The organism is Streptomyces niveus, from assembly GCF_001723055.1.
Classification (GTDB): Bacteria; Actinomycetota; Actinomycetes; order Streptomycetales; family Streptomycetaceae; genus Streptomyces; species Streptomyces niveus.
Genome location: NZ_MDCR01000220.1, coordinates 206 through 11457 on the forward strand (window position 1 = coordinate 206; position 11252 = coordinate 11457).

General features: G+C 71.5%; 13 protein-coding genes. 6 read left to right on the forward strand and 7 right to left on the reverse strand.

The annotated features are described in order from the left end of the window. Window positions 1–137: 137 nt before the first annotated feature. The 3 genes from BHU15_RS24345 to BHU15_RS24355 all read right to left on the reverse strand — a co-directional run bounded on the left by BHU15_RS24345 (window position 138) and on the right by BHU15_RS24355 (window position 1971). Window positions 138–815, reverse strand: a complete 678-nt coding sequence (locus tag BHU15_RS24345; RefSeq protein ID WP_069629152.1) for a DUF305 domain-containing protein — start codon at window positions 813–815, stop codon at window positions 138–140. Beyond that, window positions 812–1459 (reverse strand): thioredoxin-like domain-containing protein, encoded by a 648-nt coding sequence (locus BHU15_RS24350; RefSeq protein WP_069629153.1) that lies wholly within the window; start codon window positions 1457–1459, stop codon window positions 812–814. The genes BHU15_RS24345 and BHU15_RS24350 overlap by 4 nt, the downstream gene beginning before the upstream one ends. Before the next feature lie 80 nt (window positions 1460–1539). Further along, the gene (locus BHU15_RS24355) at window positions 1540–1971 is read right to left on the reverse strand and encodes a hypothetical protein (protein WP_069629154.1); all 432 of its coding nucleotides are present in this window, start codon (window positions 1969–1971) and stop codon (window positions 1540–1542) included. A 170-nt stretch (window positions 1972–2141) separates the two neighbouring features. Between BHU15_RS24355 and BHU15_RS24360 the strand changes: the two genes are divergently transcribed. The 4 genes from BHU15_RS24360 (at window position 2142) to glnA2 (ending at window position 4963) form a co-directional block, all read left to right on the forward strand. Next, a complete protein-coding gene (locus BHU15_RS24360; RefSeq protein ID WP_023542200.1) occupies window positions 2142–2669 on the forward strand; it encodes a MarR family winged helix-turn-helix transcriptional regulator in 528 nt (175 codons plus the stop codon). 57 nt (window positions 2670–2726) lie between these two features. After that, window positions 2727–3020: an ArsR/SmtB family transcription factor gene (locus BHU15_RS24365; RefSeq protein ID WP_069629155.1), complete on the forward strand. Its 294-nt coding sequence runs from the start codon at window positions 2727–2729 to the stop codon at window positions 3018–3020. Further along, window positions 3017–3403, forward strand: coding sequence for a VOC family protein (locus BHU15_RS24370; protein ID WP_069629156.1), 387 nt, complete (start codon window positions 3017–3019; stop codon window positions 3401–3403). Before BHU15_RS24365 ends, BHU15_RS24370 begins: the two co-directional genes overlap by 4 nt. Window positions 3404–3601: 198 nt before the next feature. After that, on the forward strand, window positions 3602–4963 hold the full coding sequence (gene glnA2, locus BHU15_RS24375; protein ID WP_069629157.1) for a gamma-glutamylpolyamine synthetase GlnA2: 1362 nt from the start codon (window positions 3602–3604) through the stop codon (window positions 4961–4963). 7 nt (window positions 4964–4970) lie between these two features. On the opposite strand, the gene BHU15_RS24380 is transcribed toward glnA2, so the two are convergent. After that, the gene (locus BHU15_RS24380; RefSeq protein ID WP_069629158.1) at window positions 4971–5609 is read right to left on the reverse strand and encodes an NADPH-dependent F420 reductase; all 639 of its coding nucleotides are present in this window, start codon (window positions 5607–5609) and stop codon (window positions 4971–4973) included. 128 nt (window positions 5610–5737) lie between these two features. Here BHU15_RS24380 and BHU15_RS24385 point away from each other — a divergent pair, with 128 nt between their 5' ends. Further along, window positions 5738–6148: a winged helix-turn-helix transcriptional regulator gene (locus BHU15_RS24385; RefSeq protein WP_069629159.1), complete on the forward strand. Its 411-nt coding sequence runs from the start codon at window positions 5738–5740 to the stop codon at window positions 6146–6148. On the opposite strand, the gene BHU15_RS24390 is transcribed toward BHU15_RS24385, so the two are convergent. The 3 genes from BHU15_RS24390 to BHU15_RS24400 form a co-directional block, all read right to left on the reverse strand. Beyond that, window positions 6130–6888, reverse strand: a complete 759-nt coding sequence (locus tag BHU15_RS24390) for a sulfite exporter TauE/SafE family protein (RefSeq protein WP_031231851.1) — start codon at window positions 6886–6888, stop codon at window positions 6130–6132. The two genes, BHU15_RS24385 and BHU15_RS24390, sit on opposite strands and share 19 nt — an antisense overlap. Before the next feature lie 38 nt (window positions 6889–6926). Next, entirely contained in the window at window positions 6927–7304 is a 378-nt protein-coding gene (locus tag BHU15_RS24395; RefSeq protein ID WP_255293203.1) for a hypothetical protein, read from the reverse strand. A gap of 113 nt (window positions 7305–7417) precedes the next feature. Next, window positions 7418–7930 carry a pyridoxamine 5'-phosphate oxidase family protein gene (locus BHU15_RS24400; RefSeq protein WP_069629160.1) on the reverse strand — a complete coding sequence of 171 codons (513 nt, stop codon included), beginning with the start codon at window positions 7928–7930 and terminating at the stop codon, window positions 7418–7420. A gap of 182 nt (window positions 7931–8112) precedes the next feature. Between BHU15_RS24400 and BHU15_RS24405 the strand changes: the two genes are divergently transcribed. Continuing rightward, complete coding sequence (locus tag BHU15_RS24405) at window positions 8113–11181, forward strand: bifunctional [glutamine synthetase] adenylyltransferase/[glutamine synthetase]-adenylyl-L-tyrosine phosphorylase (protein ID WP_069629161.1); 3069 nt, start codon at window positions 8113–8115, stop codon at window positions 11179–11181. Window positions 11182–11252: the final 71 nt, after the last annotated feature.

An 11252-nucleotide genomic window follows, 5' to 3' on the forward strand; every position in this document is an offset into this window, starting at 1 on the left:
GGCCGTACGCCCGCCGGCCATCACCTGGACGCCCGCGCCGGCCTCCCGTACGGCCTGAACGGCGCCGCCCCCGGCCGCGGGGACGATCCCTGCGGGCGGGGGCGGCGGCGGTGTCGCTCACCGTCGGGCGGTCGGGCTCAGGCGCGCGGCTTGGCGCCCCGGGCCTTCAAGAGGTCGGCCATCAGGTCCAGTTCGGACTGCTGGGCCGTCACCATGCCCTCGGCCAGCGCCCGTTCGGTCTCGACCTCGCACAGGTCGGCGCAGCCCTGGGCCATCTCGACGCCACCGATGTGATGGTCGGTCATCAGCTGGAGATACAGGATCTCCGCCTTCTTCCCCTTGGCGGACCTGAGCGTGTCCAGCTCGGTCTTCGTCGCCATACCGGGCATCAGCGAGCCGTCACGGACCTCGTGGCCGCCGTGATCCATGCCTTCCATCCCCGCCATGCCCGCGTGCTCGCCGGCCCCCGCCATCCAGGCCATCGGCTCCTGGTCGGTGGAGATCTTCGGCAGCTTCCACAGGTCCAGCCAGCCCAGCAGCATGCCGCGCTGGTTCGCCTGGGTGTTGGCGATGTCGTACGCGAGGCGGCGCACCTCCTCGTCGTCCGTGCTGTCCCGCACGAGGAACGACATCTCCACCGCCTGCTGGTGGTGGACCGCCATGTCCCGCGCGAAGCCCGCCTCGGGAGAGTCGGACGTGGGCGTGGCCGCCGCGCGGGGCGAGTCGTCGGGCCCGGCTGAGGCGACGGTGGCCGCGCCGGCGAACAGCAGCGCCAGGACGACCGCGGTGATGGCGGCCCAGTTCGTGCGGGTCACTGGGCACCCATTCCACCGGTGCAGGCCGCACCCGGCTCGGGCGTCTGCGGGCCCTGGACGTACTTCGAGAAGAACTGGTCGACGCGCGGGTCCTTCGCGCTGTCCACGGTGACCTGCTTGCCCCACGCGGTCAGCATGATCGCCCCGGCCTGCTCCTTCACGGGGCTCATCAGCGTGTACTGCGTCTTGCCGACGCGGTCGCCCAGCTCCTTCACGTCACCCTCGGGCGCCTTGTCGTTGTACGTCACCCAGACCGCCCCGTGCTCCAGCGAGTGCACCGCGTTCACGTCCGGGATCGCGTCCTTGTAGACGTCACCGGCGCAGTTCATCCAGACCTGGTTGTGGTTGCCGCCGACGGGCGGCGTCTGCGGGTAGTCGACCGCCTCGGAGACATGGTCACGGCCCAGCTTCTTCGCGTCCCAGGACTTCTCGCCCTTCACGGGCTGGGCGGCGGCCTGCTCCTCCTTCTTCTGGTCCTCGGACTCCTTGTTCAGCACGAACGCGCCGAACCCGACGAGCGCCGCGACCACGACCGCGCTCGCCGTGATCGTGATGATGCGGTTACGCCGCTCACGCGCGCGCTCGGCCTTGCGCATCTGCTCTATTCGGGCCTTGCGCTCGCTGCTCTGGGTCTTGGAAGCCATGGTGTTTGATTCGTCCTTCTCGAAAACCTGCGGAACGGGGGTGGGGGAGTTACGGGAACCCGGTGGGGGCGCGGGCCCGGCTACGTCCGCAGTACTTGAAGGACGTGGAGATCCGGCGCGCGGGGAAACGCTCCGGAACGGGACACCTGGCCGGTGCCGGGCGGGAGTTCGAGGCGCGCGGGACCCATGTCGTGGGTGCCGAGCGGGTCGACGGGGTGCGGCGCGGTGAGCACGGCGGCGCCGAGGTGCGGGATGAAGCGGCAACCGCCGCGGTCGTACGGGCATGTGTACTCGGGGGCCGAGGCGGGCCTCGCCGCGTCGGCGTCCACATCCGTACGGAGGGTGATGCCGCGCTCGGTATGGGCCGAGGCGGCGGCCGTCACCGCCGGCGACGACGCCTGGTGGTGCGTGTCGCCGGGACCCAGACAGATGGAGAGCGCGGCGAGCAGCGTCACCACGGCGCCGAGCAAGGCCGTGGGACGCGCGTCGCGTATGTGGCGTCGTCCCCCCATGGGCGCAGATCGTAGTCCGTACAGGTGGCCGAGCAGGAGAGCGCAGGGGGTACCGAGTCCGGAACGTGGCTGTGGGCGCGCGTGCGCATCGGTACGGACGGAGTGCGGACGGCGGTACGGACGGCGGTACGGGGCGGGTCGGCGCGGGCCCCGGCACGGTACAAAGAGGCATGGCAGACCCTCCGGAACCCCAGCCGCGCGAGCCCGACGTCGACGACGTGACCCGGGCGGTCCTGATCGCCTCCCGGCTGCTCGTCACCCTGTCCGTCCGCTCGCTGGCCACGGTCGAGGACCGGGTCACCCTGCCGCAGTTCCGGCTGCTGAAGGTCCTGTCGGCCCACGGCGGCGCCAACCTGGTGTCGCTCGCCGAGCGGCTCGGGGTGAATCCCTCGACCGCGATGCGCATGGTCGACCGGCTCATCGCCGCCGGGCTGGCCGAGCGGGGGGTCAACCCGGCCAACCGGCGCGAGACCGTGCTGCGGCTCACGGAGGAGGGCCGGACGCTCGTACGGGACGTCTCGGCGGCGCGCAGGCGCGAGATCACGGAGATCGTCGAGCGGCTGGCTCCCGAGCAGCGCACGGCGCTCGTGGAGGCCCTCACGGCGTTCACGGAGGCGGGCGGGGAGCGGCCGATGCCGGGGGACGACGGGGAGCCGTACCCGCTGGGCTGGTCGGACACGTCGACGCCGTTGCACTGAGGGCGCGGACCGCCGCGGGATTCGACAGGCAAGGAAACACTTGCCTATGCTGGCGTCGTGTCCGATGATGTGTTCAAGGCCCTGGCCGACCACACCCGCCGCACGATCCTCGACGAGCTGGCCGAACGCGACGGCCAGACACTGTTCGAGATCTGCGGACGGCTGCTGACCAAACACGGGCTCAACACCTCCCGGCAGGGCGTCTCGCAGCATCTCGCCCTCCTGGAGGCGGCGGGCCTGGTGGAGACCCGGCGGGACGGCCGCTACAAGTTCCACCATCTCGACACGAGGCCGCTGGAACATCTCACCGACCGGTGGCTCGTGCCCGAACAATCAGGAGAATCCTCATGAAGATCCATCTGTCCGGTGTCTTCGTCAACGACCAGGCCCAGGCGCTGCGCTTCTACACGGAGGTGCTCGGCTTCCAGGTGAAGAACGACGTCCCCGTGGGGGAGGACCGCTGGCTCACCGTCGTCTCCCCGGCCGACCCCGACGGCACCGAGCTGCTGCTCGAACCGTCCGGGCACCCCGCCGTGAAGCCCTTCAGGGACGCGCTGGTCGCGGACGGCATCCCGTACACCTCCTTCGCCGTGGACGACGTCCGGGCCGAGTTCGAGCGTCTTCAGGGGCTCGGTGTGCGCTTCACGCAGGAGCCCGTCGAGATGGGTCCGGTGACCGTCGCCGTGTTCGACGACACGTGCGGCAATCTCATCCAGATCGCCCACACCGCCTGAGCCCGGGGCCGTCCGCGTACCCCCGTCCACCACTGACCCACCCGGACGCGCGCGTCAGGGGGCGCGTGTCCGACAATGCTTTAGTACGCCGGTGTGCAACCTTCCGGAAATCCTGTGGTGTCATGCTCGGGTGCCCCGGTGTACTCGGGAGCGCGGGAGCAGGCGGCCTGACCGGCAAGGATGGGTAGGACAGCAGACATGGACAAGCAGCAGGAATTCGTGCTCCGTACCCTTGAGGAACGCGACATCCGGTTCGTACGCCTGTGGTTCACCGATGTGCTCGGCTTCCTCAAGTCGGTCGCCGTCGCCCCCGCCGAGCTTGAACAGGCGTTCGACGAGGGCATCGGCTTCGACGGCTCGGCGATCGAGGGCTTCGCGCGGGTGTACGAGTCCGACATGATCGCCAAACCCGATCCGGGAACCTTCCAGATCCTGCCGTGGCGCGCGGAGGCCCCGGGCACCGCGCGGATGTTCTGCGACATCCTGATGCCCGACGGCTCACCGTCCTTCGCGGACCCGCGCTACGTCCTGAAGAGGATGCTCGCCAAGACCTCGGACCTCGGCTTCACCTTCTACACCCACCCCGAGATCGAGTTCTTCCTCCTGAAGGACAAGCCGGTCGACGGCACCCGCCCCACCCCCGCCGACAGCTCCGGCTACTTCGACCACACCCCGCAGAACGTCGGCATGGACTTCCGCCGCCAGGCGATCACCATGCTCGAATCCATGGGCATCTCCGTGGAGTTCAGCCACCACGAGGGCGCCCCCGGCCAGCAGGAGATCGACCTGCGGTACGCCGACGCGCTGTCCACCGCCGACAACGTCATGACCTTCCGGCTGGTCATGAAGCAGGTCGCGCTGGAGCAGGGCGTGCAGGCGACCTTCATGCCCAAGCCGTTCAGCGAGTATCCCGGCTCCGGCATGCACACCCACCTCTCCCTCTTCGAGGGAGACCGCAACGCCTTCTACGAGTCGGGCGCCGAGTACCAACTCTCCAAGGTCGGCCGGTCCTTCATCGCCGGACTGCTCACGCACGCCGCCGAGATCTCGGCCGTCACCAACCAGTGGGTCAACTCCTACAAGCGCATCTGGGGCGGCTCCACCCGCACGGCGGGCTCGGGCGGCGAGGCCCCCTCGTACATCTGCTGGGGCCACAACAACCGCTCCGCCCTGATCCGCGTCCCGATGTACAAGCCCGGCAAGACGGGCTCCGCGCGCGTGGAGGTCCGCTCCATCGACTCCGGCGCCAACCCCTACCTGACCTACGCGGTGCTCCTCGCGGCCGGCCTCAAGGGCATCGAGGAGGGCTACGAACTCCCGGCGGGCGCCGACGACGACGTCTGGGCCCTGTCCGACGCCGAGCGCCGCGCGATGGGCATCGAGCCGCTGCCGCAGAACCTCGGCGAGGCGATCTCCCTGATGGAGCGCAGCGAACTGGTCGCCGAGACGCTGGGCGAGCACGTCTTCGACTTCTTCCTCCGCAACAAGAAGCGCGAGTGGGAGGAGTACCGCTCCGAGGTCACCGCCTTCGAGCTGAAGAACCTGCTGCCGGTGCTGTAGCCGGAGTTCAGCGGGCGACCGACATCGCGAACGGCACCGGCCCCCACGCCCGGACCAGGCTGCCCACCAGCAGCAGGAACGCCTCCGGGGCCCGTGCCGTCCGTACGCCGCCCAGATCGACGATCCACTCCGGGGGCCAGCCCAGGTCCGTCAGGAGCGCGGCGACCGTCCTCCTGGCCCCGGCGTCGTCGCCGGACAGGAACGCCGACGGCGGGGTCGCCAGGGTGCGCGGGGCGGCCATCACCGAGGCGTGCATCGTGTTGAGGGTCTTCACCACGCGTACGGCGGGCAGCGCCCGCTGGATCTCCTCGGCGAGACTGCCGCCCGGGTGGAGGGGCGCCGTGGCGAAGCCCTGGGCGTCCGTCTCGACGGCGTTGGCGACGTCGACGAGGACCTTGCCCGCCAGGTGGGGCGCGAGGTCCCTGAGGACGCCCAAGGAGGCCGCGCCGGGCAGGGTGTTGACCACGACGTCGCCCGCCCGCGCCGCGTCCGGCGGCGCGGTGACGCGTACGCCCGGCACGGGCAGGTCGGCGGCGGCCCGCAGCGGGTCGCGGGAACCCACGACGATCTGGTGGCCGGCGGCGTGCCAGGGGCCCGCGAGGGCCCGTGCGACGGTGCCGGAGCCCAGGACGGCGATGGTGGTCATGGTGGTCTGACTCCTTGATCGGTTGCCGGACGCGCTGATCGCGCCGCTGACGGACGCGACGCTAGGCGGCGCTACCGTGGAGCGGGGAGTACGCACTTCAAAGTGCCGTGCGTACGTGGAGGAGAGCCATGACGACCCGCAGCGCCGCCCAGCGGCAGGCCGAGGCCCGCGATTCCCATCTGCTCCGGGTCGCCGAATGCCCGACGCACCGGCTGCTGGAGCGCGTCGGCGAGAAGTGGACCGCGCTGGTCCTCAAGGAACTGGCCGACCGGCCGCGCCGGTACGGCGACCTCGCCCGTACGATCGCCGGCGCCAGCCCGAAGATGCTGACGCAGACACTGCGCCGTCTCGAACGCGACGGCCTGCTCTCCCGCACCGTCACCCCGGCCGTGCCGGTACGGGTGGAGTACGCGCTCACGCCCCTGGGGCAGAGCCTGATGCCGGTGCTGCGCGCCCTGTCGGGCTGGGCCGAGCGGAACATCGGACACGTCGAGGCCGCGCGGGAGACGTACGACGTGGCTCAGCGCAGCAGCAGTTGAAGGCCGCCCAGCACCGTCGCGCCGATCACCAGGCGTTCGAAGACCCGTTGGTCGATACGGTCCACGCACAGCTTCCCGAGGACGGCGCCGGGCAGCACGAACAGCACCAGCAGCGCGTCCAGCAGCAGTGAGTCGAGGTCGATCAGGCCAAGGCCCACGCTGAAGGGCACCTTCGCGGTGTTCACGATCAGGAAGAACCACGCGGACGTGCCCAGGAAGCCGAGCTTCCGGAAGCCCGCCGACAGCAGGTACAGCGACATGACGGGGCCGCCCGCGTTGGCGACCATCGTCGTGAAGCCGCCGAGCACTCCGTAGGAGCGTGCCTTGACGCGGCCCTTGAGCGACGCGGTCTCCGGCGGGTCGTCCTCCTCCGGCGGGTGACGCCGCCGCCAGATCGTGACGCCCGCCATCAGCAGGAGGATCGATCCGATGGAGACGCGTACGGCTCCGTCGTCTGCCCACACCATGAAGACGGTGCCGACCACCACACCCCCGGCGACCGCCGGGAACAGCCGCCACAGGGTGGGCCAGTGGGCGTGCCTGCGGTAGGTGAGGACGGCGATGGTGTCGCCCACGATGAGGATCGGCAGCAGCACACCGGTCGACTCGCGGGCCGGCAGGACGGCGGCGAACACCGCGAGGCTCACGGTGTTGGCCCCGCTGACCGCCGTCTTGGAGAAACCGACGAGCGCCGCCGCGGCGGCGAGTGCGACGAATTCCCACATACTGATCGTGTCCATGGCGATGACCCATGCTACGACCACGTGTCCAGGGCTCCTCAGGCGAGCCAGAGCGCGCGGCGCCGGTGCCGGGCCGGGAGCACGTCCACGGCGTCCGCCCCGGCGAGCGCGAGGACGCCGGGGCCCGGGGTGTCGACCAGCCGTCGCAGGGCCGTCAGTTGGCCGCGCAGACGCTGTCTGTCACGGCGCTCCCCCAGCGTCGCGACGACCGACACGGAGCGGTCGTGGGTGTCCGCGCGGGCCCAGGAGAACACGTCCACGCTGCGGCGTACGGCCTGCGGGACCGGCCGCCGGGCGGTGTCGGCCACGGCGCGGGCGCTGTACCGCAGGTCGTACACGCGCACGCGGCGCCAGCAGCGCGAGTCGGGCGCCCCTTCGGCGCGGGACAGCGGGCGGTGGTGTGCGGTGCGTGCCACGGGGGCCTCCGTCGGTCACACCGCCGGGGATCTCCCGGCGGAGCTACCGGAATCCCGTGGCACCCGCACCCCGTGAACGGCCCTGGCTCATACGGCGGATGCTACGGCCGCCGTCAGGCGAACCGCCAGCGCGTCTGGCTGTACGGGTCCTTCGCGAAGCCGAAGGCCGTACGCGGCGCGACCCCGAACACCGGGACCGGGCCCCACTTTCCCTCGAACGCGCCGTCCCGCACCTCGAAGTGCCAGTCGGAGCCGTACTTCCGCTCCCACAGCGCCGCCAGTTCGCCCAGCCGCGCCTCGTCCGTCTCCTGGACCGCCTCGCCCTCGACCACCAGGTCCTGGCCCTCGCCGAGCGTGTTCGTGCCGGTGGTGAGGACGACCTCGCGGTTCTCGTTCAGATTCAGCACCTTCCGCTCCCGCTCGCCCGAGCTGAAGTACAGCGCGTCCCGCCACCAGACCGCCAGCAGCGGGGTGACATGGGGCCTGCCGTCGGGGCGTACGGTCGTCAGCCAGAAGATCTCGGCCTCCGTCAGCCGGGTCACCGCGTCCGCCCAGCTGCCGGCGACCGCCTTCGGGTCGCTGTAGCGGGGATCGAGGTGGGTGTCGGCCGGTTCCTTGTGCGCCATGGCGCCGTCCCTTCGGGAGTAGGTCCTCTGCGGCAGTCAGCGGGAGTACGCTCACGACCCTTCCGCAGAAGAGGACCGGCCGCGACACCAGGACTCATCGGTCGACCGGCACAACCGGCCCCCCTGGCGCGAGGGAGTACTAGGCTCGACCCCGGATCTTGATCGGACAGAAGAAAGGCCGGATGACGGTGCAGGGACGCAGGAGCAGTACCTTCACCCGTCTGCTCCGGCACGGCTTCACCGACCCGTCCGCCGCCGAGCGCCTGCTCGATCTGCCCGAGCTGGCGCCCGTACGCGGCGACTCCGTCCTCCTCGACGCGCTCGGCTCCACCGCCGATCCCGATCTGGCGCTGCGCGCCCTCGTCCGGCTCGTCGAGGCGCACGAGGGCGAGGGACGGCGGCTCCTGCTGGACACGCTGATCTCGGCGAAGCCGTTGCGGGACAGGCTCCTTGGTGTGCTGGGGGCGTCCGAGGCGCTCGGTGACCATCTGGCCAGACACCCCGCCGACTGGCAGGTGCTCGTCACGTACGAGTCGGCCGACCTGCACCCCGGCGTCCCCGAGTTCGAGGCCGGTCTCGCCGAGGCGCACGACGTCGACTCGCTGCGCGTCGCCTACCGCCGCTGTCTGCTGTCCCTCGCCGCCCGCGACGTCTGCGGCACCACCGACGTCGCCCAGACCGCCGCCGAACTGGCCGACCTGGCGACCGCCACCCTGCGCGCCGCGCTCGCCATCGCCCGCGCCGCCGCCCCCGAGGACGCGGCGATGTGCCGGCTCGCGGTCGTGGCGCTCGGCAAGTGCGGCGGCCAGGAGCTGAACTACGTCTCCGACGTCGACGTCATCTTCGTCGGCGAGCCCGCCCACACCCTGGTCCACGACCCGTCCGCCCACGAGGACGACACCGACGCGTCGAAGGCCGAGGCCAAGGCCGTGCAGGCGGCCACCAGGCTGGCCGCCCACATGATGCGGATCTGCTCCGAGACCACGGCCGAGGGCACCATCTGGCCCGTCGACGCCAATCTGCGCCCCGAGGGCCGCAACGGCCCGCTCGTACGCACCCTCTCCAGCCATCTCGCCTACTACCAGCGCTGGGCCAAGACCTGGGAGTTCCAGGCGCTGCTCAAGGCCCGCGCCGTGGCCGGGGACCTCGCGCTCGGCCGGGACTACGTGGCCGCCGTCTCGCCGATGGTCTGGCAGGCCGCCGACCGGGAGAACTTCGTGCCCGACGTGCAGAAGATGCGCCGCCGGGTCGTCGACAACATCCCCGTCGGGCATGTCGACCGTGAGCTGAAGCTCGGCCCCGGCGGGCTGCGGGACGTCGAATTCGCCGTACAGCTCCTGCAGTTGGTGCACGGCCGCAGCGACGCCTCGCTGCGCAGCGGCAGCACCCTGGTCGCCCTGCGGGAGCTCGCGGCCGGCGGCTACGTCGGCAGGACCGACGCGGCGCAGCTCGACGAGGCGTACCGCTTCCTGCGGTCCATGGAGCACCACATCCAGCTGTTCCGGCTGCGGCGTACGCATCTGGTGCCCGACGACGAAGCCGACCTGCGCCGCCTCGGACGCTCCCTCGGGCTGCGCACCGAACCGGTCAACGAACTCAACAGGGCCTGGAAACGGCACGCTTCGATGGTCCGGCGGCTGCACGAGAAGCTGTTCTACCGGCCGCTGCTCGACGCCGTCGCCCAGCTCGCCCCCGGCGAGATCAGGCTCAGTACGAAGGCGGCCGGCCAGCGGCTGGAAGCGCTCGGGTACGCGGACCCGGTGGCCGCGCTGCGGCATCTGGAAGCCCTGTCGTCCGGCGTGAGCCGCAAGGCGGCCATCCAACGGACGCTGCTGCCGGTGCTGTTGGGCTGGTTCGCGGACTCCGCCGACCCCGACGCCGGGCTGCTGGGCTTCCGCAAGGTGTCCGACGCGCTCGGCAAGACCCCCTGGTATCTGCGGCTCCTGCGCGACGAGGGGGCGGCGGCGGAGAATCTGGCCCGGGTGCTGTCCGCCGGGCGGCTCGCCCCCGACCTGCTGCTGCGCGCCCCGGAGGCGGTCGCCCTCCTCGGCGACGCGAACGGCCTGAAACCGCGCGGCGTCAAACATCTGGAGCTGGAGGTGCTGGCCGCCGTCGGACGGGCCGAGACCGCCGAGATCGCGGTCGCCGTCACCCGCGGGGTGCGCCGCCGCGAGCTGTTCCGCACCGCCGCGGCCGACATCATCGGCAGTTACGGCACCGAGGAGAACCCCGCCGAGGAGGACCCGGGCGAGCTGGTCGACCGGGTCGGCAACGCCGTCACCGACCTCAACTCCGCCACCCTGTCAGGCGCCTTGCGCGCCGCCGTACGGCAGACCTGGGGCGACACCCTGCCCGCCAGATTCGCCGTCATCGGCATGGGCCGCTTCGGTGGCCACGAGCAGGGCTACGGCTCCGACGCGGACGTGCTGTTCGTGTACGAGCCGCGCGAGGGCGTCACCGACCACGAAGCGGCACGGGCCGCGAGCACTGTCGTGTCCGAGATGCGCAGACTGCTCCAACTGCCCACGACCGACCCGCCGTTGCTGATCGACGCCGATCTGCGCCCGGAGGGCAAGAGCGGCCCGCTGGCGCGCACCCTCGCCTCGTACGCCGCCTACTACCGCCGCTGGTCGCTGGGTTGGGAGAGCCAGGCACTGCTGCGCGCCGAACCGATGGCCGGCGACGCGGAGCTGGGCCGCGCCTTCATCGAGCTGATCGACCCGCTGCGCTATCCGGCCGACGGGCTGAGCGAGGCCGCCGTACGGGAGATCCGCCGGCTCAAGGCGCGCATGGAGACGGAGCGGCTGCCGCGCGGCGCCGACCCCACCCTGCACACCAAACTGGGCCGGGGCGGGCTCTCGGACGTCGAGTGGACCGTGCAGCTGATCCAGATGCGGCACGCCTGGGAAGTGCCCGGTCTGCGCACGACACGTACCCGCGAGGCGCTGGCCGCCGCGCACGCCGCGGGCCTGATCTCCGCCGAGCACACCCAGATCCTCGACGAGGCCTGGGTGCTGGCGACGCGGGTCCGCAACGGCGTGATGCTCGTACGCGGCAGGGCCGGCGACACGTTCCCCTCCGACGGCCGTGAACTGGCCGCGATGGGACGGTACTTGGGCTACAGCCCGGGATCGGCCACGCCCGGCCCCGGCTCGTCCAACGGGCACAGCGGCGACATGATCGACGACTACCGGCGGACCACCCGACGGGCGCGCGCGGTCATGGAGGAGCTGTTCTACGGAGCCGTCTGAGAGGACGGCCTGCTGCGCGGCGAGGGTCTGTGCCGCGAGGCGGACGGCGCGCTCCGGCCGGCCGGAGCCCC

What these genes read in the sequence shown, in the direction of transcription:
- BHU15_RS24390 (WP_031231851.1), bottom strand. Translation starts at nt 6,888, where the DNA reads ATGGACACGATCAGTATGTGGGAATTCGTCGCACTCGCCGCCGCGGCG.
- BHU15_RS24380 (WP_069629158.1), bottom strand. Translation starts at nt 5,609, where the DNA reads ATGACCACCATCGCCGTCCTGGGCTCCGGCACCGTCGCACGGGCCCTC.
- BHU15_RS24385 (WP_069629159.1), top strand. Translation starts at nt 5,738, where the DNA reads ATGACGACCCGCAGCGCCGCCCAGCGGCAGGCCGAGGCCCGCGATTCC.
- BHU15_RS24370 (WP_069629156.1), top strand. Translation starts at nt 3,017, where the DNA reads ATGAAGATCCATCTGTCCGGTGTCTTCGTCAACGACCAGGCCCAGGCG.
- BHU15_RS24355 (WP_069629154.1), bottom strand. Translation starts at nt 1,971, where the DNA reads ATGGGGGGACGACGCCACATACGCGACGCGCGTCCCACGGCCTTGCTC.
- glnA2 (WP_069629157.1), top strand. Translation starts at nt 3,602, where the DNA reads ATGGACAAGCAGCAGGAATTCGTGCTCCGTACCCTTGAGGAACGCGAC.
- BHU15_RS24350 (WP_069629153.1), bottom strand. Translation starts at nt 1,459, where the DNA reads ATGGCTTCCAAGACCCAGAGCAGCGAGCGCAAGGCCCGAATAGAGCAG.
- BHU15_RS24400 (WP_069629160.1), bottom strand. Translation starts at nt 7,930, where the DNA reads ATGGCGCACAAGGAACCGGCCGACACCCACCTCGATCCCCGCTACAGC.
- BHU15_RS24360 (WP_023542200.1), top strand. Translation starts at nt 2,142, where the DNA reads ATGGCAGACCCTCCGGAACCCCAGCCGCGCGAGCCCGACGTCGACGAC.
- BHU15_RS24405 (WP_069629161.1), top strand. Translation starts at nt 8,113, where the DNA reads ATGACGGTGCAGGGACGCAGGAGCAGTACCTTCACCCGTCTGCTCCGG.